Source organism: Lysobacter sp. S4-A87, assembly GCF_022637455.1.
Taxonomy (GTDB): Bacteria; Pseudomonadota; Gammaproteobacteria; order Xanthomonadales; family Xanthomonadaceae; genus Lysobacter_J.
In genome coordinates, this window is sequence record NZ_CP093341.1 from 578,132 (window position 1) to 602,898 (window position 24,767).

The 24,767-nt window shown below is 66.7% G+C and carries 20 protein-coding genes; 9 read left to right on the top strand and 11 right to left on the bottom strand.

The genetic code is table 11. The annotated features are described in order from the left end of the window. Position 1: 1 nt before the first annotated feature. From MNR01_RS02655 to ald, 6 genes are all read right to left on the bottom strand, one after another. Positions 2 to 1,312 carry a hypothetical protein gene (locus tag MNR01_RS02655; protein WP_241919443.1) on the bottom strand — a complete coding sequence of 437 codons (1,311 nt, stop codon included), beginning with the start codon at positions 1,310 to 1,312 and terminating at the stop codon, positions 2 to 4. A gap of 440 nt (positions 1,313 to 1,752) precedes the next feature. Next, positions 1,753 to 3,066, bottom strand: coding sequence for a replication-associated recombination protein A (locus tag MNR01_RS02660; protein ID WP_241920698.1), 1,314 nt, complete (start codon positions 3,064 to 3,066; stop codon positions 1,753 to 1,755). A 156-nt stretch (positions 3,067 to 3,222) separates the two neighbouring features. After that, positions 3,223 to 3,885 carry a hypothetical protein gene (locus MNR01_RS02665; protein ID WP_241919444.1) on the bottom strand — a complete coding sequence of 221 codons (663 nt, stop codon included), beginning with the start codon at positions 3,883 to 3,885 and terminating at the stop codon, positions 3,223 to 3,225. A gap of 163 nt (positions 3,886 to 4,048) precedes the next feature. Continuing rightward, on the bottom strand, positions 4,049 to 4,669 hold the full coding sequence (lolA, locus tag MNR01_RS02670; RefSeq protein ID WP_241919445.1) for an outer membrane lipoprotein chaperone LolA: 621 nt from the start codon (positions 4,667 to 4,669) through the stop codon (positions 4,049 to 4,051). Between the two features lie 133 nt (positions 4,670 to 4,802). Beyond that, the gene (locus MNR01_RS02675; RefSeq protein WP_241919446.1) at positions 4,803 to 7,157 is read right to left on the bottom strand and encodes a DNA translocase FtsK; all 2,355 of its coding nucleotides are present in this window, start codon (positions 7,155 to 7,157) and stop codon (positions 4,803 to 4,805) included. 305 nt (positions 7,158 to 7,462) lie between these two features. Continuing rightward, a complete protein-coding gene (gene ald / locus MNR01_RS02680; RefSeq protein ID WP_241919447.1) occupies positions 7,463 to 8,533 on the bottom strand; it encodes an alanine dehydrogenase in 1,071 nt (356 codons plus the stop codon). A 286-nt stretch (positions 8,534 to 8,819) separates the two neighbouring features. Between ald and trxB the strand changes: the two genes are divergently transcribed. The 4 genes from trxB to infA all read left to right on the top strand — a co-directional run bounded on the left by trxB (position 8,820) and on the right by infA (position 12,105). Then, the gene (gene trxB / locus MNR01_RS02685; RefSeq protein ID WP_241919448.1) at positions 8,820 to 9,773 is read left to right on the top strand and encodes a thioredoxin-disulfide reductase; all 954 of its coding nucleotides are present in this window, start codon (positions 8,820 to 8,822) and stop codon (positions 9,771 to 9,773) included. Between the two features lie 81 nt (positions 9,774 to 9,854). Further along, positions 9,855 to 10,979 carry a GNAT family N-acetyltransferase gene (locus MNR01_RS02690; protein ID WP_241919449.1) on the top strand — a complete coding sequence of 375 codons (1,125 nt, stop codon included), beginning with the start codon at positions 9,855 to 9,857 and terminating at the stop codon, positions 10,977 to 10,979. 62 nt (positions 10,980 to 11,041) lie between these two features. Then, a complete protein-coding gene (aat, locus tag MNR01_RS02695; protein ID WP_241919450.1) occupies positions 11,042 to 11,788 on the top strand; it encodes a leucyl/phenylalanyl-tRNA--protein transferase in 747 nt (248 codons plus the stop codon). A 98-nt stretch (positions 11,789 to 11,886) separates the two neighbouring features. Further along, positions 11,887 to 12,105, top strand: a complete 219-nt coding sequence (infA, locus tag MNR01_RS02700) for a translation initiation factor IF-1 (protein WP_031372296.1) — start codon at positions 11,887 to 11,889, stop codon at positions 12,103 to 12,105. Positions 12,106 to 12,408: 303 nt separating this feature from the next. Here the strand turns inward: infA and clpA are convergent, their stop codons facing one another. Then, entirely contained in the window at positions 12,409 to 14,688 is a 2,280-nt protein-coding gene (clpA, locus tag MNR01_RS02705) for an ATP-dependent Clp protease ATP-binding subunit ClpA (protein ID WP_241919451.1), read from the bottom strand. Between the two features lie 172 nt (positions 14,689 to 14,860). Next, complete coding sequence (clpS, locus tag MNR01_RS02710) at positions 14,861 to 15,181, bottom strand: ATP-dependent Clp protease adapter ClpS (protein WP_241919452.1); 321 nt, start codon at positions 15,179 to 15,181, stop codon at positions 14,861 to 14,863. A 106-nt stretch (positions 15,182 to 15,287) separates the two neighbouring features. Here clpS and MNR01_RS02715 point away from each other — a divergent pair, with 106 nt between their 5' ends. The 4 genes from MNR01_RS02715 to hflD are packed head-to-tail and all read left to right on the top strand — an operon-like array spanning position 15,288 to position 18,033. After that, positions 15,288 to 15,791, top strand: coding sequence for a hypothetical protein (locus MNR01_RS02715; RefSeq protein WP_241919453.1), 504 nt, complete (start codon positions 15,288 to 15,290; stop codon positions 15,789 to 15,791). Between the two features lies 1 nt (position 15,792). Next, the gene (locus tag MNR01_RS02720) at positions 15,793 to 16,272 is read left to right on the top strand and encodes an NUDIX hydrolase (protein ID WP_241919454.1); all 480 of its coding nucleotides are present in this window, start codon (positions 15,793 to 15,795) and stop codon (positions 16,270 to 16,272) included. A 22-nt stretch (positions 16,273 to 16,294) separates the two neighbouring features. Next, positions 16,295 to 17,419 carry a tRNA 2-thiouridine(34) synthase MnmA gene (gene mnmA / locus MNR01_RS02725; RefSeq protein ID WP_241919455.1) on the top strand — a complete coding sequence of 375 codons (1,125 nt, stop codon included), beginning with the start codon at positions 16,295 to 16,297 and terminating at the stop codon, positions 17,417 to 17,419. A gap of 14 nt (positions 17,420 to 17,433) precedes the next feature. Then, positions 17,434 to 18,033, top strand: coding sequence for a high frequency lysogenization protein HflD (gene hflD, locus MNR01_RS02730; RefSeq protein ID WP_241919456.1), 600 nt, complete (start codon positions 17,434 to 17,436; stop codon positions 18,031 to 18,033). A gap of 41 nt (positions 18,034 to 18,074) precedes the next feature. On the opposite strand, the gene MNR01_RS17455 is transcribed toward hflD, so the two are convergent. Then, positions 18,075 to 18,200, bottom strand: coding sequence for a hypothetical protein (locus MNR01_RS17455; RefSeq protein WP_256451862.1), 126 nt, complete (start codon positions 18,198 to 18,200; stop codon positions 18,075 to 18,077). Between the two features lie 195 nt (positions 18,201 to 18,395). Further along, positions 18,396 to 20,993 (bottom strand): bifunctional aconitate hydratase 2/2-methylisocitrate dehydratase, encoded by a 2,598-nt coding sequence (gene acnB, locus MNR01_RS02735; RefSeq protein ID WP_241919457.1) that lies wholly within the window; start codon positions 20,991 to 20,993, stop codon positions 18,396 to 18,398. A gap of 367 nt (positions 20,994 to 21,360) precedes the next feature. Here acnB and acnA point away from each other — a divergent pair, with 367 nt between their 5' ends. Continuing rightward, the gene (gene acnA, locus MNR01_RS02740; protein ID WP_241919458.1) at positions 21,361 to 24,117 is read left to right on the top strand and encodes an aconitate hydratase AcnA; all 2,757 of its coding nucleotides are present in this window, start codon (positions 21,361 to 21,363) and stop codon (positions 24,115 to 24,117) included. A gap of 142 nt (positions 24,118 to 24,259) precedes the next feature. On the opposite strand, the gene MNR01_RS02745 is transcribed toward acnA, so the two are convergent. Beyond that, positions 24,260 to 24,673 (bottom strand): nuclear transport factor 2 family protein, encoded by a 414-nt coding sequence (locus MNR01_RS02745; protein WP_241919459.1) that lies wholly within the window; start codon positions 24,671 to 24,673, stop codon positions 24,260 to 24,262. Between the last annotated feature and the right edge of the window lie 94 nt (positions 24,674 to 24,767).

Genomic DNA, 24,767 nt, shown 5'->3' on the forward strand with positions numbered 1-24,767 from the left:
CTTACGGGCCTACGGACAGGTTGGCCTGGACGGTCACACCCTGCTGGATCAGCGAGGAGAAACCGCTGTTCTGCGCAACCGTCATGATGCCGGCCGCCGACTGTCCAACGCTGGTCATGTTGCTGGACATGTTGAACGAACCTGCGTCATTGGCGACTGAGCCGCCAGCACCACCGGCACCGCCGGTCGCACCGTTGCCGACGCCACCGTTGCCGGCACCACCGTTCCCGGTGCCACCGCCACCGCCTGCGCCGCCTGCGGCACCTGCCGCACCGACTGCGCCATCACCGGCAGTCGCCGAGCCATTGCTTGCGCTGGCATCGGCATCGCCGTTGGTGGCTGCGCCACCGCCGCCGCCGGAACCGGCAGAAGCAGTAACCGTGCCGCTCGCGCCGCCGTCACCGGCAGTTGCACCGGAGGTGCCCGTGCCTGCGCCGGAAGTTGCGGTCGAAGTGGAGGTCGAGCTCGAGGTCGAGCTCGGTGCGCCGCCAGCACCGCCCGCGCCGCCAGTGCCGCTACCGCCTGCACCGCCTGCGCCGCCAGTGTCGTCGCCGCGACCGCGAGCACCGCCGCCGTCGCCGCCGTCGTTGCCGCCGCCGCCACCACCGTTACCGCCGTCAGCACCACCGGCAAGCGAGCCGGAGCCTGCACCCGAACCGGAACCTGCCAGGCTGGCACCGCCAGCGTCGCCGCTGTCGTTGTCGGCATCGCCGCCACGACCACTGGTGTTATCCCAGGTGTCGCCGCCGCGGCCGCCACGGCCTGCCGTCGCATCGCCAATGACCGCGTCACCGGAAATTGCGCTGCCATTCTCGGCACTGCCGCCGCTGCCGCCGTCTCCGCCGTCGCCGCCGTTGCCGCCGTCTCCGCCGTTGCCGCCGTAGCCGTCGCCACCGTAGCCCTTGCCGCCGTAGCCATCACCACCGGCGCCGCCCTTGCCACCATTGGCGCTGCCATAGTTCTTGGCGGCGTTGCCGATGTCATGGTTATAGGTGTCATAGACCGAGCCTTCCAGCTTGGTCAGTGCGACGATGTGGCTGGAGGTCTTGGAGAAGGTGCTCGAATCGGTATAGGTGTTGGTTGCGGTGCCACTGCTGGCGGCCGAGGCCGACCCTGCAGCTGCCCCGGAATCGCCGTTGTTTGCGGTGCTGCTATCGCTGTCGTTGTCCTGGCTGTTGTCGGTGGCAGTGATGTTGGCGAGGATGTCATCGCCGCCATTGCCATCACCGTTCGTCTGTTGTGCCCAGGCCTGGCTGGTAAGACCAAGGCCCAGGAGCACTGCCGTTGCCATCAAGCTGCTACGAATGCGCATTTTTGTTCTCCTTTACGGTACGTCGATTGGCACCCGGGGGAGGCACCGGTAAACGACGCATGGAACTACACGCACAGGCGGTGCCAATGTTCGTTCAGCTGGGGCAAGTGATTGATCGCCAATGCGATTCCGCCTGAACAAAATTTGGTCGGCTGGAGATCGGGGTGACCGGGGCCGCAGAAGGGCCCAAGGTGTTGCATATATGAAACCGGCTTTAGTCGAATGACTTGCCGTACATCGGCATTGGCACGATGCAAACCATTGATCCGCGGTGCTCGGTTGGTGCCGGCCGCAGATTCAGCGAGTCATTGCGAAAGTGAAACGTCCACCTTTACAGGCATCTTTCAAAAGCAATATTCCTGTTCCCGCTCAACAGGTTGCGCTCAGGAATTGCGGCTTTGCTGGCGTTGCGAAGTGGCAACGCGCGGGCGCTGTCAGGATCACTCGTTGCCCTTGCTCACACCGCGCTCACGACGGGCAGCGTCGCGAACCGTGCGCAGGCGTTCAAGTTTTTCCCTGAGCTTTATCTCCAGGCCGCGCTCGACCGGCTCGTAATACACACGCTCGCCCATCGCATCCGGGAAGCCGGTCTGGTCCAGTGCGATGCCGCCTTCGGCATCGTGGTCGTACTGGTAGCCCTTCGAGTAACCCAGCTGCTTCATCAGCTTCGTCGGCGCATTGCGCAGGTGCAGCGGAACTTCCTGCGTTCCGTACTCGCTGACATCGCGCTTGGCCGCGTTGAATGCGGCATAGCCGGCATTCGACTTGGCGGTGCTGGCCAGGTACAGCGTCAACTGCGCGAAGGCCAGCTCGCCCTCGGGACTGCCCAGGCGCTCGAACGTATCCCAGGCATCGAGCGCCATCTGCAGGGCGCGTGGATCGGCCAGGCCGATGTCCTCGACCGCCATGCGCGTGAGCCGGCGGGCCAGGTATGAGGGATCGCAACCGCCATCGAGCATGCGCGTCAACCAGTACAGGGCAGCATCGGGATTGGAGCTGCGCACCGACTTGTGCAGCGCCGAGATCTGGTCGTAGAACTGCTCGCCGCCCTTGTCGAAACGCCGCGTCCGGTCGGCGAGAACCTGTGCCAGCGTGGTCGCGGTGATTTCACCGTCTTCGCCTTCGGCCAGTTCCGCGGCGATCTCGAGCAAGGTCAGTCCGCGACGGACATCGCCGTCGGCGGCACGCGCGATCTGTTCCAGCGCCTCGTCGGCGACCTTGAGGCCACGCCCGCCCAGGCCACGCACGTCGTCGGCCAGCGCCTGCTGCAGTGCCAGGCGGATGTCATCGACCGAGACGGCTTCCATCACGTGCACGCGGCAGCGCGACAGCAATGCCGAGTTCAACTCGAACGAGGGATTCTCGGTGGTGGCGCCAATGAACAGGATCGTGCCGCGCTCGATGTGCGGCAGGAACGCATCCTGCTGGGTCTTGTTGAACCGATGAACCTCATCGACGAACAACACGGTGCGATGGCCTTCAGTGAAGCGCAGCGCCGCCTCGGCCAGGACCTGCCGCACTTCCGGCAAGCCAGACAGCACGGCCGAGATCGCGCGGAATTCGGCATCGGCGTACTTGGCCAGCAACAACGCCAGCGTCGTCTTGCCACAGCCGGGCGGTCCCCACAGCACCATCGAATGCACGCGACCGGACTCGATCGCGCGACGCAGTGCCGAGCGCGGGGACAGCAGGCGCTTCTGCCCGACCATCTCGTCGAGCGTGCGCGGACGCATGCGCTCGGCCAGCGGGCGCATGGCGTCGCGATCGACGTGCAGCAGGTCGTCGGACCTTGTCAGGTCGGAAGCGGAATTTTGCGGAGAGTTGCGCCGGGCCACGAATTGGCAACCTTGCCTTGGACCCGCACACAATACCAAGACGCCGGACTGCGGCCGCCGCCGCAGCCTGCGGGTTCAGCGACCGGCCACGGGCGGCAAGGCCGCTGCCGGGGGCGTCGCCATGTCGTAGTGCAACTGCAGCCACTGGCCACTGCGACGGTCGTAGAACGCGGCGATGCGGATATTGCTGCTTCCGTCGATTCCGAAGTCCGCCAGGCCCCAGGCGTCGATCAGCAGGTAGTCCTGCCCGGTCTCGACCGACTCGATGCGATCGAGCTGCAGGCGCACCGACGTGCTTCCCAGCGTCCGTCGCAGGGTATCGACGAGGTGATCATCCAGGCGCTGCACCATTGCCGTGTCATTGGGCACCGGCCGCGCGTCGCCCCCTACCCCCAGCACCAGCTCCGGCGGGCCGGCCTGGCCGAGCAGCACGTCGTAGCGGGTGCGGAACTGGAAGCCTATCCACGCCACATCGCCAGTGAAGCGCATCTGCCCCTCGCCGCTGACGGAGCGCTGGCCGGATTCGCCCGGCTCGTCGCTGATCGCGCCGAAGCGCGCCTCGACCGCACGGCCATCGAACTGCGCGGCCAGCGCGCCGACGACGACGCCCGCGACGGCCTTTTCCAGTGTCGGGCGATCGTTGCTGCGCGCCATTGCTGCCCGCGAGGCCAGCTCGGCCGGCGGCATCGGCACGGCCTTGACCGGCATCGGCGAGGGCGCGCCAGGCTCAACAGCCACGGCAGCCGCCGAGTGCGCGAGCAGCAGCACCAGCGCCCATGTCCGGCAATCACGCATTGGTTGGGCAGGTTCCCGCGGCCAGGAATTGGCCTCGCTGCCTATCTGATAACGAAAAGGCCTGCCGAAGCAGGCCTTTGCGCGCTGGGGGTGGGTTCAGCCCCGATCAGCCGCCGCCAATCACGTCCACGCCCTTGGGCGGCGTGAAGCGGAACGTACCGCTGCTGAAGGCCGGATTGCGCTTCCAGCCGCTGAAGCTGATCTCGGTGCGCTGGCCGAGCGCGTCGACCACGTGCATCTTGACCAGGCCTGACGGGTTGAAGCCCAGGCGCGCGGATCGAAAACCGGATTCACCCTCGCCCTTGGGCGTCAGCGACAACCATTCCAGGCCAGCGTCGGCGCCAAGTTCCCTGACGTTGAACTGTGCGTCGAGGCGGCTGGGGTCGATCAGCGCCGACAGCGGGCTGTTCTGCTCCTCCTCGCCCTGCGGACGCACGGTCACCTGCTGCAGGTCGGGATCGTGGACCCAGACCTTCTTGCCGTCGGCAACGATCAACTGCGGGTAAGGCTTCACGTACTCCCAGCGGAACAGCCGCGGTGCCGACAGTGCCACCTGCCCGCTCGAGTTTTCCTTGAGCTTGCCGTTGGTGTCGAACACCTGCTGCGTGAACTCGCCGCTCAGGCCCTTGAGCCCCTTGGTGAACGTATTGAGGTTGTCGCGCGCGCCGGCAAAGGCGCTCGAGGCGGCCAGCGCGGCGATGAGGCCGGTCAGATGGATCAAGCGCATGGGAGTTCCTGCATGGTGTGGCGGCGTACGCGCGATGGACGAAGTGTGCCGTCGAAAAGATGAATGGAGGCATGAACGGGACCCGGGGACCCGGGCCGCCCAGTCCCCGATCCGGAGTCGTTCCGCGCCCGCCCTACTTCGGCGGTGGCGGCGCCAGCACGCTGCGGTCGCCGTTGTGCTCCGGAGGCGTGACCACGCCGGCCATCTCCATTGCCTCGATCAGGCGGGCGGCGCGGTTGTAGCCGATCTTCAGGCGGCGTTGCACGCCCGAGATCGAGGCACGACGGGTCTCGGTGACGATGCGGACGGCTTCGTCGTAGAGCGGATCGGATTCGTCGCCACCGCCGCCGCCACTTTCCGGCAGCCCGGTCGCGCCGACGACAATGCCGTCGCCCATGGTCTGCACTTCGTCGAGCACGCCCTGGATGTAGTCCGGGCCACCGCCGACCTGCTTGAGGTGTTCGACCACGCGATGCACTTCCTCGTCGGAGACGAAGGCGCCGTGGACGCGCTCGGGCATCGCCGTGCCCGGCGGCAGGTAGAGCATGTCGCCATGGCCGAGCAGCGTTTCCGCGCCCGACTGGTCGAGGATGGTGCGCGAGTCGATCTTGCTCGACACCTGGAAGGCGATGCGGGTGGGGATGTTGGCCTTGATCAGGCCGGTGATCACGTCCACCGACGGACGCTGCGTGGCCAGGATCAGATGGATGCCGGCGGCGCGCGCCTTCTGCGCCAGGCGGGCGATGAGTTCTTCGACCTTCTTGCCGACGATCATCATCATGTCGGCGAATTCGTCGATGAAGATGACGATGAAAGGCAGGGTCTCCAGCGGCTGCGGCGCCTCGCCGAGTTCGGCGTTGGGCTTGAACAGCGGATCCATCATCGGCTGGCCCGCTTCCTCCGCATCCCTGACCTTCTTGTTGAAGCCGGCCAGGTTGCGCACGCCCACCGCCGACATCAGCTTGTAGCGGCGCTCCATCTCGGCCACGCACCAGCGCAGGCCATTGGCGGCCTCCTTCATGTCGGTGACGACCGGCGCGAGCAGATGCGGGATGCCCTGGTAAACCGACAGCTCGAGCATCTTCGGGTCGATCATCAGCATCCGCAGGTCTTTCGCGGAAGCCTTGTACAGCAGTGACAGCACCATCGCGTTGACCGCGACCGACTTGCCCGAGCCAGTGGTACCGGCGACCAGCAGGTGCGGCATGCGCGCCAGGTCGGCCACGGTCGGGCGGCCGGCGATGTCCTTGCCCAGCGCCAGCGTCAGCGGGCTGGTCGACTTGTCGTATTCCTTCGAGCGCAGCAGCTCGGACAGGAAGATCATCTCGCGCGACGTGTTCGGCGTTTCCAGGCCGACCACCGACTTGCCCGGGATCACGTCGACCACGCGCACCGACTTCACCGACAGGCCGCGGGCGATGTCCTTGTCGAGCGAGCTGATCTGGCTGACCTTCACGCCCGGCGCCGGCTCCAGCTCGAAGCGCGTGATCACCGGCCCCGGATAGGCACCGACGACCTGCGCGTCGATGCGGAAGTCCTTGAGCTTGAATTCGATCTGGCGCGACAGCGTTTCCAGCGTCTCTTCGCTGTAGCCCTTGGGCTGCGGCTTGGGATCGTCGAGGAGTGCCAGCGGCGGAATGCCGGTGCCATCGCCGACGTGGAACAGCGGGATCTGCTGCTCACGCTTGGCGCGCTCGCTCTTCTCCACCACCGGTGCCGGTGGCGGTTCGATCCTGACTGGCGCGCGCTTGGCGCGCAGTTCGGTGTCGACCTTGCGTGCTTCTTCGCGCTCCTCGCGGAACGCCCGGGTCTGCTGCCACTCGGTCGCCTGCTTCTCGCCCTGGCGGAACAGCTTGCCCAGCGTCGGCCCGAGCGCGAGCACCCACAGGCCGATGCGGTCCATCAACGCGAACCATGACAGCCCGGTGGCCAACGTCACAGATACCAGCAGCAGCGCAAGCAGGAAGAGATTGCCGCCCACGGGGCCGAAACCGCTGTAGAGCGACTTGCCGACCAGCCGGCCCAGCACGCCACCGCTACCGGCGGAGAACGCTTCAGGCGGCGCGACGCGCAGGTGCAGCAGGCCCGTGGCCGCCACCAGGAATCCGACGATCCCGATCAGGCGCAAGGCGGGGCCGAGGTCGGCATCGCCGTCACCGTCGGCATCCATCCCGAACAACGCGATCCAGGCGATTGCACCGAGCATCAGCGGCAGGAGGAATGCGACGTAGCCGCACAGGTACAAAAGGATGTCAGCGGTGTAGGCACCGACCTGTCCGCCGACGTTGTGCAGCGGCGCGGTGATGCTGCCCGAATGCGACCAGCCCGGGTCCTGCGGCGAGAACGTCACCAGGCTGGCGAGCAGATACAGCAACAGCGGCGCGATCAGGATCAGCGCGATATCGCGCATGAGACGCTGCCGCCGCGGCGAAGGCGGCAACTTTTCGACCGTGACTTTCTTGCGGCTTGCCGCGGACGCCTGTGCCACCGTGATGTTCTGCCTCAGCTACGTGCCGTTAGTTGTTGAATATACGCCAGAAGAGGCGAAAACGGGGATCCGGAACCCGGGACTGCGAGGAAGCGCCGGCCATCTCCCCGGGAAAGCCTACGACAATCCCGCCCGCCCCCGCCTGAAGCGCACCCGGGGCGAACCGGGGTGCCGGGCGGGGCCCCGGGTGCGCTGCGCTGACCCGGGCTACGGGGAGGGGCCGGCGAAGTGCGGATGCTGGATACGAAACGGGGAGGACGGGTCACCCCGCCCTCCCCGCTAATCGGCCGTTGCCTGACGCTACTTCAGAGCTTGATGTCCAGCAGCGCCGGGTGCACCAGCTTGCCGCCTTCGACGTTGATGCCGCGCACCAGCGCCTGGTTCTGGCGCCAGGCGTCGCCCGAGGCCAGCTTGTTGACCCACGGCAGGATCGCCGCGCAGATCGCCTGCGAGCTCGTCTGCGGCACGGCGCCGGGCATGTTGGTCACGCAGAAGTGGGTCACGCCCTCTTCGACGTAGGTCGGCTCCTTCCAGGTGGTCGGACGCGAGGTCTCGAAGCAGCCGCCCTGGTCGATCGAGATGTCGACGACGACGCTGCCGTCCTGCATGCCCTTGAGCATCTCGCGGGTCAGCACGTGCGGAGCGCGCGCGCCGGTGACCAGCACCGCGCCGACGACGAGGTCGGCCGAGGCCACTTCGCGCGCGACGACGTCGGCGTACGGATAGAGCGTGGTGACGTTGTTGCCCAGGCGCATCATCTGGTCCATGCGGTCCTGGCGCATTTCGAACACCACGACATTGGAGCCGCCGGCTGCGGCCAGCGCCGCCGAGGCGCTGCCGGCCTGGCCGGCACCGAACACGACGACCTTGCCGCGCTCGGTCGACGGCAGGCCGCCGAGCAGCTTGCCCTTGCCGCCTTCGGGCTGGTGCAACAGGTGGGTACCGACCTGCACGGCGATCTTGCCGGCGATGACCGACATCGGCGCCAGCAGCGGCAGGTCGCCGTTGGGCAGCTCGACGGTCTCGAAGGCGATACCGGTCAGACCGATGTCGAGCAGGTGCCTGGTCAGCTCCGGCTCGGCTGCCAGGTGCAGGTAGCAGAACAGCAGGTGGTCCTTGCGCAGGTGCTTGAGGTCGCCGGCGATCGGCTCCTTCACCTTCACGATCAGCTGGCCCTTCTCGTAGAGCTGCGCGGCATCGGCGGCGATCTTCACGCCCAGCTGCGTGTACTGCTCGTCCTTGAAGCCCGACTTGACGCCGGCATCCTTCTCGATCCAGACCTCATGGCCGCGCTTGACCAGGTCGCCGGCAGCAGCCGGAACGAGCGCTACGCGCCCTTCGAGGGTCTTGGTTTCCTTGGGAACGCCGATCCGCATGTCTCTACCTTCAAATGTTGATACAAGTGTTGAATCACCGACGCGGGCATGCGCGGGCAATTACGAGGGAATGACGCAAAAAAGCGCCGCAGGCGCGGCGCGTACCGCTATTGTCCTTCACAAGCCGGACAGGGCTCACGGCGCAGTGCAACATTGCGTCCGCGAAGCGATCCTTGTTTTGCCGGGATGCCGCCTCCAAGCTATGGCTTCGACGACCCGACACACGCTGGCGTATGGCCGCAACCGCGCCAGACGCCTTTCCATCCATCAGCCCGCGATTATACCAATGACCCCATCGAAGCACTCCCACGTCATCATCCTCGGCTCCGGCCCGGCCGGCTGGACCGCGGCCGTCTACGCCGCGCGCGCCAACCTCAAGCCGCTGGTGATCACCGGCCTGCAGATGGGCGGTCAATTGATGACGACCACGGAGGTCGACAACTGGCCCGGCGATGCACACGGCCTGATGGGTCCGGACCTGATGGCGCGCATGCAGGCGCATGCAGAGCGCTTCGACACCGAAGTGGTGTTCGACCACATCCACACCGCTGACCTGTCCTCGCGCCCGTTCAGGCTCGTCGGCGACAGCGGCGAGTACACCTGCGACGCCCTGATCATCGCCACCGGCGCGACTGCGAAGTACCTGGGCCTGCCGTCGGAAGAGCTCTTCAAGGGCCGCGGCGTGTCCGCCTGCGCCACCTGTGACGGCTTCTTCTACAAGGATCAGGACGTGGCGGTGATCGGCGGCGGCAACACCGCGGTCGAAGAAGCGCTGTATCTGTCCAACATCGCCCGCAAGGTCTACCTCGTGCACCGCCGCGACACGCTGCGCGCGGAGAAGATCATGCAGGACAAGCTGTTCGCCAAGATCCAGTCCGGCAAGATCGAACCGATCTGGCACCACGAGGTCGACGAAGTGCTCGGCAACGACGCAGGAGTGACCGGTCTGCGCGTGAAGTCGGTGCAGGACGGTTCGACCCGCGAGGTGCTGATCCACGGCCTGTTCGTCGCCATCGGCCACACGCCGAACACCTCGCTGTTCGAAGGCCAGCTGGCGATGAAGAACGGCTACATCACCATTCGCACCGGCCTGGAAGGCAATGCCACGCAGACGTCGGTGCCGGGCGTGTTCGCCGCCGGTGACGTCGCCGACCAGGTCTATCGCCAGGCGATCACCTCCGCCGGCTTCGGCTGCATGGCCGCGCTGGATGCCGAGAAGTTCCTCGACAAGGAAGGTTGATGCTGGAAGACGGGGTCGTGCTGGTTGATGCAATGGACGCCGGCCCCGTCCCTTCCCGCGCACGCACTGCGCACGCCTGAGATGGCTTCACCTCGCATCATCGCCTCGCTGTCGGACATCCCCGCTTCGCAGTGGGATGCGCTGCACGACGGCCGCAATCCGTTTGTCACCCATGCCTTTCTCAGCGGGCTCGAACAGCATGGCTGCCTGCGCGCGCAATGGGGCTGGACGCCGCAGCACCTGACGCTATGGGAGGACGAGGAACTCCTCGCCGCCGCTCCGGCCTACCTGAAAGGCAACTCTCACGGCGAGTTCGTCTTCGATCACGCGTGGGCACATGCCTATGCACAGCACGGGCTCGAGTACTTTCCGAAATGGCTGTGCGCGGCGCCCTACTCGCCCGTCACCGGGCCGCGACTGCTGGCGCGGGATCCGTCTCTGCAGTCCGCGCTGGTCACGACACTGGCAGGGCTGTGCGCCGGCAATTCGCTGTCTTCGGCGCACGTCAACTTCCACCGCGACGACGAGGATCCTGCGTTCGACCGCGACTGGCTGTCGCGGATCGACGTGCAGTACCACTGGCGAAATGATCGCGACTGGACGACGTTCGACGACTACCTGGCTGCATTCGACCACAAGCACCGCAAGAACATCCGCCAGGAACGCGCCAGGGTCGAGCGCGCCGGCGTGACGTTCCGCGTGGTCGAGGGGCGCGACGCCAGCGAACAGGATCTGGCGGCGATGCATGACTTCTACCTGCAGACCTTTGCCGAGTACGGCAACCGGCCCGCCCTGACGCTCGAGTTCCTGCGCCACCTTGCACGGTCGATGCCGGCGTCGATGGTGATGTTCCTGGCGATCCGCGATGACCGCCCGATCGCCGGCGCGCTCTGCCTGCGTGGCGGCGACACCCTGTACGGCCGCTACTGGGGCGCCCACGAGACAGCGCCCGGGCTGCATTTCGAGACCTGCTACTACCAGGGCATCGACTACTGCCTGCGAAACGGCCTGACCCGTTTCGAGCCCGGCGCCCAGGGCGAGCACAAGCTCGCGCGCGGCTTCCTGCCGACGATCGTGCGCAGCCGCCACTGGGTCGCCGACGAGCAGTTCCGGGCCGCATTGCGCGACTGGTGCGCGCAGGAGTCCGACTCGGTGCGGCGCTACGCGGCGACGCTGGCCTCGCACTCACCGTTCAAGGCCACATAGGCCCTCCCGCTTCGGCCGCCGTGCGGGACGACAATGGCATCCGGCGATGACATCATCGCGCCATGACCGCCCTGCCCGCCCTGCTGCCGGACGACCCCGAGGCGCCATTCCCGCCCGTGGAGCAGGCGCTGCGCCAGCCCGACGGCCTGCTCGCGGTAGGCGGCGACCTGTCGCCGGCGCGTCTGCTCAATGCCTACCGGCACGGCATCTTCCCGTGGTACTCGCAAGGCCAGCCGATCCTGTGGTGGAGCCCTGATCCGCGCACCGTGTTCGCCACCGGCGGTGTGAAGCTGTCATCGAAGTTCCGCCGCAGCCTGCGCAACAGCGACTGGACGGTACGCGCCGACACGGCCTTCGATGAAGTCGTCGAAGTCTGCGCACGCATCCGCCGACCCGGCCAGCGCGGCACCTGGATCACTCGGGAAATGCAGGTCGCCTATCGCCGCCTGCACGCACTCGGGCACGCGCATTCGTTTGAGGTGTTCGCGGGCGAGCACCTGGTCGGCGGCATCTACGGCGTGGCGGTGGGCCGCATGTTTTTCGGCGAGAGCATGTTCAGCGCCGAATCGGGCGGCTCCAAGGTCGCCCTGGCGGCACTCGCCTGGCACCTGCATCGCTGGGGCTGGCCCCTGATTGACGCCCAGGTCGAGAACCCGCACCTGTTGAGCCTGGGCGCCCGGTCGTGGCCGCGGCAGGCCTTCGTCGCGCGGGTGGCCGAGATGGTGGCGCTGGAGGGCCTCCCCGGCCCCTGGAGCGCCCAAGTGGGCGATTGGCCCGCGCGCCGACTGGCCGGTCTGCTGCCCGATTAACCGTTTTTTTGCAACGGCGGCGCGCGCATGGCAAAATACGGGGCTTCGTTCCGTCCCTCATCCTGAGGCACGGGCGCTCCACGCATTTCAGGAACCACATGGCAAAAGACGACGTGATCGAATTCGAGGGCACGGTGGCGGAAACCCTTCCGAACACCATGTTCCGGGTGCGCCTCGAAAACGGGCACGAGATCATTGCCCACATCTCCGGCCGCATGCGCAAGAACTACATCCGCATCCTGACCGGCGACAAGGTGAAGGTCGAAATGACCCCGTACGACCTGACCAAGGGCCGTATCACTTACCGCATGAAGTAATGGCGGTAAGCAATTGAATTAAAAAGGCGGCCATTGGCCGCCTTTTTCTTTTGCCGAAGCAAGTCCCTGGATTCCCGCCTACGCGGGAATGACGGCTTTCAGACGAAGACTGGGCAATGAATTGCCGGAGCGTCGTCTGCCGGGCCGGGGATTGCGCAGCAGTGGGCCATGGATGGCCCACGCCCCGCATTCGGACAGGATGTCCGACTAAGGGGCGGAGCAATCCCCGGTTCGGCGGACGACGCCCAGCCGAAGCATCACGCCGCCTCGCCGCCTCGCCGCCAACCACGCCAACCACGCCGGTCACACCGTAGCCGGCAACAGCTTCTCCGGCTCGGCCTGCGCCTCGACCACCAGCTCGTCGTCCTTGACGTCGATGCTGACGCGGCCGCCGTTGACCAGCTTGCCGAACAGCAACTCGTCCGCGAGCGGGCGCTTGATCCTGTCCTGGATCACCCGCGCCATCGGACGTGCACCCATCAACGGATCGAAACCGTGCTGGGCCAGCCAGTCGCGCGCCGTCGGCGTCGCCGACAACGTCACCTCCTTGTCGTGCAACTGAGCCTCCAGCTCGATCAGGAACTTGTCGACCACGCGCAGGATGTGCTCGAAGCCCAGCGCCTGGAACTGCACCACCGCATCGAGGCGGTTGCGGAATTCCGGCGTGAAGCTGCGGCGGATCACCTCCATCGCATCGGTCGAATGATCCTGCCGGGTGAAACCGATCGTGCGCCGCGACGCCTGCGCCGCGCCGGCATTGGTCGTCATCACCAGGATCACGTTCTTGAAGTTGGCCTCACGACCGTTGGTATCGGTCAGCACGCCGCGGTCCATCACCTGCAACAGGATGTTGAAGATGTCCGGGTGCGCCTTCTCGACCTCGTCCAGCAGCAGCACGCAGTGCGGCGTCTTGACGATCTTCTCGGTCAGCAGGCCGCCCTGATCGAAGCCGACGTAACCCGGAGGCGCACCGATCAGGCGGCTCACCGAATGCGGTTCCATGTACTCGGACATGTCGAAACGGACCAGCTCGATGCCCAGCTGCAGCGCCAGCTGCTTGGTCACCTCGGTCTTGCCGACACCGGTGGGACCGGCGAAGAGGAAGTTGCCGATCGGCTTGTCTGGATTGGCCAGGCCCGAGCGGGCCAGCTTGATCGCGGAAGTCAGCGTGTCGATCGCCGGATCCTGGCCGAAGATCACCATCTTCAGGTTGCGCTCGAGGTTGCGCAGCACGTCCTTGTCGGAAGCGCTGACCTGCTTGGTCGGGATCCGCGCCATCTTGGCGACGATCGTCTCGATTTCCTCGACATCGATCAGGCTCTTGCGGATGTCGAGCGCCAGCAGCCGCTGCCGCGCGCCGGCCTCGTCGATCACGTCGATGGCCTTGTCCGGCAGCAGGCGGTCGCCGATATGCTTGACCGACAGGTCCACCGCCGCCTGCAGCGCGTCGTCGGCGTAGGTCACGCCGTGGTGCGCCTCGTACTTGGGCTTGAGGCCCTGCAGGATCTCGTAGGCCTCGCCCACGGTCGGCTCGACGATGTCGATCTTCTGGAAGCGCCGCGCCAGGGCCCGATCCTTCTCGAAGATGCCGCGGTACTCCTGGAACGTGGTCGAACCGATGCAGCGCAGGTCGCCCGACGCCAGCGCCGGCTTGATCAGGTTGCTGGCGTCCATGGTGCCGCCACTGGCGCTGCCGGCGCCGATAATGGTGTGGATCTCGTCGATGAAGAGCACCGCGTCCGGCAGCTTCTTCAGCTGCGTCAGGACCGCCTTCAGGCGCTTCTCGAAGTCGCCGCGGTACTTGGTGCCGGCCACAAGCGCGCCCAGGTCGAGGGCGTAGATGGTGGCGTCGGCAAGCACGTCCGGGACGTCGCCGTCGACGATGCGCTTGGCCAGGCCCTCGGCAATGGCGGTCTTGCCCACGCCAGCCTCGCCCACGTACAGCGGGTTGTTCTTGCGGCGGCGGCACAGCACCTGGATGGTGCGTTCGACCTCGTCGGCACGGCCGACCAGCGGGTCGATCTTGCCGTCGCGGGCGAGCTGGTTGAGGTTGACCGCGAACTCGGCCAGGGCGTCTCCCTTGCCCTCGCTGTCGCCTTCACCCGATGGCGACTCGCCCTCTTCCTGCGAGCGCGAGGCCTCCTCGCCGCCCTGCTTGGCGATGCCATGGGAGATGTAATTGACGACGTCGAGGCGCGCCACGTCCTGCTGGTTGAGGAAATAGACCGCGTGCGAATCCTTCTCGCCGAAGATCGCCACCAGCACGTTGGCGCCGGTGACTTCCTTCTTGCCCGAGGACTGGACGTGGTAGACGGCGCGCTGGAGCACGCGCTGGAAACCCAGGGTCGGCTGCGTGTCGCGGTCGACGTCTTCCGGCAGCACCGACACCGAGGTGGCGATGGCCTGCTCCAGGTCGGTGCGCAGGCGCGGGAAGTCGACCCCGCACGCCTTCAGTACGGCCTCGGCGGAAGGGTTGTCGAGCAGCGCCAGCAGCAGGTGTTCGACCGTCATGTACTCATGGCGCGCCTCGCGGGCGCGCTTGTAGCACTGGCCGATGCTGTATTCGAGATCCTTGCTGAACATGGGGCGAGAGCCTCCGGAAACTACTGCCGTCCTAGATGGGGGTGGGACTGGCGAATTCCATGCCGCCTGCAAGGCCCGCCGCAAGTCCCTTCCACCTCAAGGTCCTGGACCGGCCACGGGAGCGGCTGGTTCCACACCCTTCCTACTGGTCGAGACGTGCTAAGCAGGACTTTTAGGCCTTTTCCATCGTGCACAGCAAGGGGTGTTGGTTGAGCCTTGAAAATTCGTTCACCTGCGCCACCTTGGATTCTGCAACCTCGCGGGTGAAAACCCCGCACACACCCCGGCCGCGGGTATGCACGTGCAGCATGATCTGGGTGGCTTTTTCGGCGTTCATGGCGAAAAAGCGCATGAGCACCTCGACCACGAAATCCATCGGGGTGTAGTCGTCGTTCAGCAGCAGGACGGAATACAGGGGCGGTCGGGCGACCTCCGGCTTGCCGGTTTCCACCAGTACGCCGTGGTGATGTTCGTGTTCGGTCTGTTTGGCCATGGCCCGAATTATAGGGCCCGGGCGCTTTCCGGTCGTGGACGCCCATGCCCGGGCGCCGGCACAATGCCGCTCATTCACCGCCTCCACCCTTTGCCAGGAGCGAAACTTGATGCGTCTGCTTGCTGCGTTGCTGATTGCGCTGTCATCGATGCCGGCGGTCGCCGCCGACACCGGCATGCCTGCTGGTGAAACGCAGCGTCCTGTTGCCGACCCGCTGGTCGCCCGGCACCTGGACAGCCTCAAGTACCGCTACGAGGTGGACGAGGACGGCGACTACAAGCTGACCTTCGAAGTCGACGACAAGCGCAGCCAGCTCGCCTACGTGCTGTCGTCGACCGAGAAGTTCGGCAACCTGGAGGTTCGCGAGATCTGGTCGCCGGCCTATCGCAGCGGCGACGGGCCGTTCCCGGTCGATGTCGCCAACCGCCTGCTCGAGGACAGCCAGACGAGCAAGCTCGGCGGGTGGGTCAAGCAGGGCAGCATGGCCGTGTTCGTGGTCAAGATCCCCGCCGATGCCGCGGCAGGCGAACTCGACGATGCGCTCGACTTCGTCCTGCGCTCGGCCGACCAGATGGAAGCGGCATTGACCCAGGGCAAGGACGAATTCTGAAATGAGTTACCGCGAAGGCCGCTTCTGGCAACCCGACGTGACCGTGGCAACGGTCGTGGTCGACGGCGGGCGCCTGCTGGTGGTCGAGGAATCGGTCGGCGGGCAGCTGGTGCTGAACCAGCCGGCCGGCCATCTCGAGCCGGACGAAAGCCTGCTCGAGGCGGCACTGCGGGAGACGCTGGAAGAAACCGCCTGGGATGTGCGCCTGACCGCGTTCGTCGGCGCCTACCAGTGGAAGGCGCCGGCCAACGGCGACGGCAGTGGCGGTCGCCACTACCTGCGCTTCGCCTTCGCGGCCGAACCGGTGAGGCACCACGCGGAACGCCCCCTCGACGACGGCATCGTCCGCGCGGTCTGGATGACGCCCAGCGAGCTGCAGGCGGCCCGGGAGCGCCACCGCAGCCCGCTGGTGTGGCAGGCGGCGGCAGACTTCCTGGCGGGGCGCAGGTACCCGCTGGAGCTGGCCCAGCACCTGGCATGAGCAAGGCCGTGAGCAAGCTGACATGAGCGCGGCACAGGCAAGGACCATCGTCGGCATGTCCGGGGGCGTCGATTCCTCGGTGGCCGCGCTGCACCTGCGCGATGCCGGCGAGCGGATCGCCGGATTGTTCATGCAGAACTGGGCCGATGACGGCAGCGGCGACTGCCGCGCCGAGGACGACCGCCGCGATGCGGTCGCGGTCTGCGGCCGGCTCGGCATCCAGATCCATTTCCGCGACTTCTCCGGCGAGTACTGGGCCGGCGTGTTCGAGCATTTCCTGGCCGAGTACGCGGCAGGGCGCACGCCCAATCCGGACGTCCTGTGCAACCGCGAGATCAAGTTCAAGCATTTCCTCGACGCCGCCCGCGAACTGGGCGCGCAGTTCATCGCGACCGGCCACTACGCCCGGGTCGAGGCATCGGCAGGCCGCCACCTGCTCCTGCGCGCGGCCGACCGCAGCAAGGACCAGAGCTACTTCCTGCACCAGCTCGGCCAGGCCCAGTTGTCGGCAACCCGCTTCCCGCTCGGCGGGCTGCTCAAGCGCGACGTCCGGCAGATCGCGCTCGACGCAGGCCTGCCGACCGCGGCCAAGAAGGATTCAACCGGCATCTGTTTCATCGGCGAGCGTGATTTCCGCGGGTTCCTCGGCCGTTACCTGCCGGCCCGCGAAGGCGAGATGCGCACCCCCGACGGCCAGGTCATCGGCCGCCATCCGGGCGTGTTCTATTTCACCCTTGGCCAGCGCGAGGGGCTCAACATCGGCGGCGTGCGCGGCTTCGAGGCGGCGCCGTGGTACGTGGTCGGCAAGGATGTCGCCGGCAACGTCCTGTACGTCGACCAGGGCGCCGACAGCCCCTGGCTGCTGTCACAGACCCTGTGGTCCGAGCCGGCCCACTGGATCGCCGGGGGGGCGCCCTCGGCCCGCTTTGCCTGCACCGCGCAGACCCGCTACCGCCAGGCCGACGAAGCCTGCGAAGTGGCAGTGCGCGACGACGGCACCCTGGAAGTCCATTTCGCCCGCCCCCAACGTGCGGTGACGCCAGGGCAGTCGCTGGTGCTCTATGACGGCGACATCTGCCTGGGCGGCGCCGTCATCGCCGCCACCGACGCACCGCTGGAAGAACGATTGAAGGCCCAAGCTGCATGAATCAAAGCAAATCCATGTCCACCCGTGTGCTGGCGCTGGCCGGCCTGGTGCAGGCGCTGGCGCAGGTGCGACGCGTGGCCGATACCGGCCAGGCCAATGCCGCCATCCTCGGCACGGCGATGGACTCGGTCTTCCGGATCGATGCGCCCTCGCCCGCCGCGATCTACGGCGGCATCGAGGCGGTGCGCCCGGGGCTGACCCTGCTGCGCGACTATTTCAGCAACCAGCAGCGTGACGAGCAGTTGCCGCGGCTGGTGCTGGCGGTGCTGCAGCTGGAGCGGCGCTTCGTCCGCGACGACGACATGGCCCAGCGCGTGCAGGCCGGCATCCGCGCCCAGGCAGGCAACGCCGAGCGCAGTGGCAGCAGCCACCCGGATGTGATGAACGCCCTCGGCAGCCTGTACGCCGAAACGCTTAGCCACCTGCGTCCGCGCGTGCTGGTGCAGGGCAACCCGCACTACCTGGGGCAGGCCACGGTGGTGGCCGAAGTGCGGGCGATCCTGCTCGCCGCCGTGCGATCGGCGGTGCTCTGGCGCCAGTGCGGCGGCAGCCTGTGGGACTTCCTGCTGCGCAGGCGCGAGCTGCTGGCGGCGGTCAAGGACCGCCTCGGCTGATCACCGCTGCGGCAGCCGGTTTGCCGGCTGCCGCGATACGGTCATGCCAGCGGCAAGAGCGCCCCGCCGCTCTGCGCCCACGCCCAGCACACGGCCGCGATCAAAGCGAGCGCTAGCATCCAGCGAAGCGCCTGTTCGACGCGATCGGTCCCCTTGTGCGTCTTCATGTTGTCCCCCTGACTGCGCGCGATGAAACGACAGCATGCGACGCAAGTCCTTGACTGTTGTCACGCACTGGACGCGGCGGGTCGGCCAGGTTCGCGGTTAGCGATGGACGGCACATTCCTCGAGTAGTCCGAAGTCCTCACCCAACAAAAAACCCCGGCATTGCCGGGGTTCTTGTTCAACGCACCACGACCCGATCAGGCTGCGACCGTCTCCGCCACCTGGCGGTAGTCCTCGATCTGGTCGAAGTTCATGTAGCGGTAGATCTCGGCGCCCTTGGCGTTGATCACACCGATGTCCGCCATGTACTCCTCGCGGGTCGGGATGCGACCCAGGCGCGAGCAGATCGCCGCCAGTTCCGCCGAACCCAGGTACACGTTGGTGTTGCGGCCCAGTCGGTTGGGGAAGTTGCGGGTGCTGGTGGAGAACACCGTCGCGCCCTCGCGCGCCTGCGCCTGGTTGCCCATGCACAGCGAGCAGCCCGGCATCTCCATGCGCGCACCGGCGGCGCCGAAGGTGCCGTAGTGGCCTTCCTTGGTCAGCTCGGAAGCGTCCATCTTGGTCGGCGGCGCGACCCACAGGCGGGTCGGGATGTCGCGCTTGCCTTCCAGCAGCTTCGCGGCAGCGCGGAAGTGACCGATGTTGGTCATGCACGAACCGATGAAGACCTCGTCGATGACCGCGCCGGCGACGTCGGACAGCGTCTTCACGTCGTCCGGGTCGTTCGGGCAGGCCACGATCGGCTCGACGATCTGGTCGAGGTCAATGTCGATCACGGCGGCGTATTCGGCGTCGGCATCGCCTTCCAGCAGCTGCGGGTTGGCCAGCCAGGCTTCCATGGCCTTGATGCGGCGCGCCAGCGAACGCGGATCGGCATAGCCCTCGGCAATCATCCACTTCAGCAGCGTGATGTTGCTGGTGAGGTATTCGATGATCGGTTCCTTGTCGAGCTTGACCGTGCAGCCGGCAGCCGAACGCTCGGCCGAGGCATCGGACAGTTCGAACGCCTGCTCGACCTTCAGCTGCGGCAGGCCTTCGATCTCGAGGATGCGACCGGAGAAGATGTTCTTCTTGCCCTGCTTGGCGACGGTCAGCATGCCCTGCTTGATCGCGGCCAGCGGGATCGCGTTGACCAGGTCTCGCAGGGTCACGCCCGGCTGCATGGTGCCCTTGAAGCGCACCAGCACCGACTCGGGCATGTCCAGCGGCATCACGCCGGTGGCCGCGGCGAACGCGACCAGGCCCGAGCCCGCCGGGAACGAGATACCGACCGGGAAGCGCGTGTGGCTGTCGCCGCCGGTGCCGACGGTGTCGGGCAGCAGCATGCGGTTGAGCCAGGAGTGGATCACGCCGTCGCCCGGACGCAGGGCGATGCCGCCACGGTTGCTGATGAAGGCCGGCAGCTCGTGGTGGGTCTTGACGTCGACCGGCTTGGGGTAAGCGGCGGTGTGGCAGAACGACTGCATCACCAGGTCGGCCGAGAATCCCAGGCAGGCCAGGTCCTTGAGCTCGTCGCGGGTCATCGGGCCGGTGGTGTCCTGCGAACCCACCGAGGTCATCTTCGGCTCGCAATAGGTGCCCGGGCGGATGCCCGGCTGGGCGCCGTTGACTTCGGCCAGGCCGCAGGCGCGGCCGACCATCTTCTGCGCCAGCGAGTAGCCCTTGCCGCTGTCGGCCGGGTTGGACGGCAGGCGGAACAGGGTCGACGGTGCCAGGCCGAGCGCTTCACGCGCCTTGGCGGTCAGGCCACGGCCGACGATCAGCGGGATGCGGCCGCCGGCGCGGACTTCGTCGAACAGCACGTCGGACTTGACCGCGAATTCGGCGATGACCTGGCCGTCCTTGAGCGCCTTGCCCTCGTACGGGCGCAGCTCGACCACGTCGCCCATGTTCATCTGCGACACGTCCAGCTCGATCGGCAGCGCGCCGGCGTCTTCCATCGTGTTGTAGAAGATCGGGGCGATCTTGCTGCCCAGGCAGACGCCGCCGAAGCGCTTGTTCGGGATGAAGGGGATGTCCTCGCCGGTGAACCACAGCACCGAGTTGGTCGCCGACTTGCGCGAGGAACCGGTGCCGACCACGTCGCCGACGTAGGCGACCAGGTGGCCCTTGTCCTTGAGCGATTCGATGAAGTTGACCGGGCCGCGCTTGCCGTCTTCTTCCGGCTCGATGCCGTCGCGGCGGTTCTTGAGCATCGCCAGGGCGTGCAGCGGGATGTCCGGGCGCGTGGTCGCGTCCGGTGCCGGCGACAGGTCGTCGGTGTTGGTCTCGCCGGTCACCTTGAAGACGGTGATGGTCAGGCTGGCCGGGACTTCCGGACGGCTGGTGAACCACTCGGCGTCGGCCCAGCTCTGCAGCACGGACTTGGCGTTGGCGTTGCCGGCCTCGGCCTTTTCCTGGACGTCGTGGAAGGCGTCGAACATCAGCAACGTCTTCTTCAGTGCTTCGGCGGCGATGACGCCGACCTGGGCGTCGTCGAGCAGGTCGACCAGCGGATGGATGTTGTAGCCGCCCAGCATGGTGCCGAGCAGTTCAGTGGCGCGCTCGCGGCTGATCAGCGAATTGATCTCGGTACCGAAGGCGATCGCGGCCAGGTAGGAAGCCTTGACCTTGGCGGCGTCGTCGACGCCGGCCGGCACGCGGCTGGTGATCAGGTCGAGCAGGAACTGCCCCTCGCCCGCCGGCGGATTCTTCAGCAGCTCGATGACCTCAGCAGTCTGCTGTGCGGTCAGCGGCAGCGGCGGAATGCCCAGCGCGGCGCGCTCGGCAACGTGTTGGCGGTAGCTGGAGAGCATTGAGAGTCCCGTCGGTTGAAGCGAAATAGACAACTACGAGCGCTGCATGGCGCGCCGGACGGCGGGCGTGCAGGCTGGTCAGCTGGGGTCGGAGCGCCCTCGCAAGGGACTGCCCCTCGACTGCGTATTTTGCCTTGAATGGCCCTTTCCATCAATGAGTGCGGGCAACGGGCGGTGGGCTGGCAGCCAAGTACCGCAAGGGTTTGGGCGCTATTGGAACGCTCCATGGCGGCACTGCGACCATTGTCTGCACGCTACCTGAATCCGATAGGGTGATAATCGACGGACCGCGCCGGCCGCGCCGGCCGTGCAAGCCATAGCGCCCCTTCCCTCACGGGGCCAAGCCACACGATCAGGAGCCCCACTCATGCTCGACTCCTTCTCCACCCGCCGCCAGCTTGTCGTCAATGGCCGGACCCTGACCTACAACAGCCTGCCGGCACTGGGCGAGCGGTTCGACATCCGCAAGCTGCCCTATTCGATGAAGATCCTGCTGGAGAACCTGCTGCGCCACGAAGACGGCGGCATCACGGTCGGCAAGGAGCACATCGAGGCCGTGGCGAAGTGGGATGCGGGCAAGGAGCCCGATACGGAGATCGCTTTCATGCCCGCGCGCGTGGTCCTGCAGGACTTCACCGGCGTGCCGTGCGTGGTCGACCTGGCGGCGATGCGCGATGCGGTCAGCAAGCTCGGCGGCAATGCCGGCCAGATCAATCCGCTGATCCCCTCCGAGCTGGTCATCGACCACTCGGTGCAGGTCGACGTGTTCGGCCGCGCCGATGCGCTGGACCTCAACGGCAAGATCGAGTTCGAGCGCAACATGGAGCGCTACAGCTTCCTGCGCTGGGGCCAGAAGGCCTTCCACAACTTCAAGGTGGTGCCGCCCAACACCGGCATCGTCCACCAGGTGAACCTGGAGAACCTGGCGCGGGTCGTGGTCGAGCGCGAGGTCGACGGCGAGCTGCTCGCCTTCCCCGACACCGTCTTCGGCACCGACAGCCACACCACGATGATCAATGGCATCGGCGTGCTCGGCTGGGGCGTGGGCGGCATCGAGGCCGAGGCGGCGATGCTGGGCCAGCCATCGTCGATGCTGATCCCGCAGGTGGTCGGCTTCAAGCTCACCGGCCGGCTCCCCGAGGGCACGACCGCCACCGACCTGGTGCTGACGGTCACCCAGATGCTGCGCAAGCTCGGCGTGGTCGGCAAGTTCGTCGAGTTCTTCGGCGAAGGGCTGCCGCACCTGCCGCTGGCCGATCGCGCCACGATCGCCAACATGGCACCGGAGTACGGCGCGACCTGCGGCATCTTCCCGATCGATGCCGAATCGCTGACCTACCTGCGCCTGTCCGGCCGCAGCGACGAGCAGGTCGCACTGGTCGAGGCCTACGCCAAGGCCCAGGGCCTGTGGCACGAGCCGGGCCAGGCCGAGGCCAACTACTCGGCCACGCTCGAACTCAACCTCGCCGACGTCAAGCCGTCGCTGGCCGGCCCCAAGCGTCCGCAGGACCGGGTGCTGCTGAGCGACGTCAAGGCCAACTTCACCGAGAACCTCGGCGACCTGACCTCACATCGCGTCAACGGTGCCACGCGCCGCATGGACGCCGAAGGCGGCCACCAGCCACAGGCTGAACACCTTGCGGCGCGACCGCGCTCGAAGATCCATGTTCAAGACCAGGACGCCGACCTGTGCGACGGTTCGGTGGTGATTGCCGCCATCACCTCGTGCACCAACACCTCCAACCCGGCAGTGATGCTCGGCGCCGGCCTGCTGGCGCGAAACGCCGTCAAGCTCGGGCTCAAGGCCAAGCCGTGGGTCAAGACTTCGCTCGGACCGGGCTCGCTGGTCGTCACCGACTACCTGCGCAAGGCCGGCGTGCTCGACGACCTGGAGAAGCTTGGCTTCTTCGTCGTCGGCTACGGCTGCACCACCTGCATCGGCAATTCCGGCCCGCTGCCGGATGAAGTCTCGCGCGGCATCGCCGAGAACGATCTCGCCGTCGCCTCGGTGCTGTCGGGCAACCGCAACTTCGAAGGCCGGGTGCACCCGGAAGTGAAGATGAACTACCTGGCCTCGCCGCCGCTGGTGGTGGCCTACGCGCTTGCCGGCACGGTCGACATCGACCTGACGCGTGAACCGCTCGGCCACACGCCCGATGGCCGCGCCGTGCACCTGCGCGACATCTGGCCGAGCAACAAGGAGATCGGCGACGTCATCGCCGCCACGGTCGGCCCGGAACTGTTCGCGCAGAACTACGCCGATGTATTCAAGGGCGATTCGCGCTGGAACCAGATCGCCTCGCCCGAAGGCGAGTCGTTCGCCTGGGACGGTGCATCCACCTACATCAAGAACCCGCCCTACTTCGATGGCATGAGCATGGCCGTGGGCACGATCGACGACGTGCAGGGCGCCCGCATCATGGGCCTGTTCGGCGATTCGATCACCACCGACCACATCTCGCCGGCGGGCAACATCAAGAAGGATTCGCCGGCGGGACGCTTCCTGATCTCGCGCGGCGTGCAGCCGGTCGACTTCAACAGCTACGGCAGCCGGCGTGGCAATGACGATGTCATGGTGCGCGGCACCTTCGCCAACATCCGCATCAAGAACCTGATGCTCGGCGGCGAGGAAGGCGGAAACACGCTGTACTTCGCCAAGGGCGGCGCGGCACCGGAGAAGATGTCGATCTACGACGCGGCGATGAAGTACAAGGCCGAGGGCGTGCCGCTGGTGGTGATGGCCGGCAAGGAATACGGCACCGGATCCTCGCGCGACTGGGCGGCCAAGGGCACCAATCTGCTCGGGGTCAAGGCCGTGATCGCCGAGAGCTTCGAGCGCATCCACCGCTCCAACCTGGTCGGCATGGGCGTGCTGCCGCTGCAGTTCAAGGAGGGCGAGAACGCGCAGACGCACGGCCTGGACGGCTCCGAGGAGATCAGCGTGACCGGCATCGACGACGGTCGCGCACGGACCGCGACAGTGACCGCACGCCGCCCCGACGGCAGCGAGAAGCGCTTCGAAGTCCGCGTGCTGCTGCTGACGCCGAAGGAAGTCGAGTACTTCCGCCACGGCGGCATCCTGCACTACGTGCTGCGTCAGCTGGCGGCAAAGAAGGCGGCGTAATCGCGATCGCATCCCGGTTGCGCGTCATCTCCGCACAGGCGGTGATCCAGGGAGTTGCTCTTCGCCTTCGGGGCGAAAGTCCATGGATTCCCACCTGCGCGGGAATGACGAAGATTCAATCGAGCGGATTGGTCGCTCCCGGCTACAACTTCGGCACCCACGTTGCACTTGTCAGCCGCCACTCCCCGTCTTCCTCGCGCCAGCCGGTCTCGACCTCATAGAGTTGCGCAGAATCGGGCAGCACTTCGCCTGAGCCCCCGGTCAGCGCAGCAGTGAATCGCGCCGTTGCATGACCTGGCTGGAGCTGTACCGACACCGGCCCCAGGTTCACGCCGATCTGGCTATGACGCAGGAACAACAAGCGCGCGATCCTGCCCGCGCCTTCGCGGTCTAGCGAGTCCGGGCCAACGAAATCCGCCGCCAGCACACCTTCGAGCACCGATGCATCGCGCTGCTCGATGCCCTGCTGCAACGTCGCCACCGTCTCGCGCAGACGCTGCTCCGGCGGCGTGCGGCTGCATCCCAGCATCGACATGACCAACAGCAGCGCTGTCACGCTGCACCGCACAAACGCGTTCGTCTTCCGCATCCCCTGCCCCACAACGTTCTCCCTGGACCATGCAGTCGCCACTGTAAAGGCGCCCGAGTGC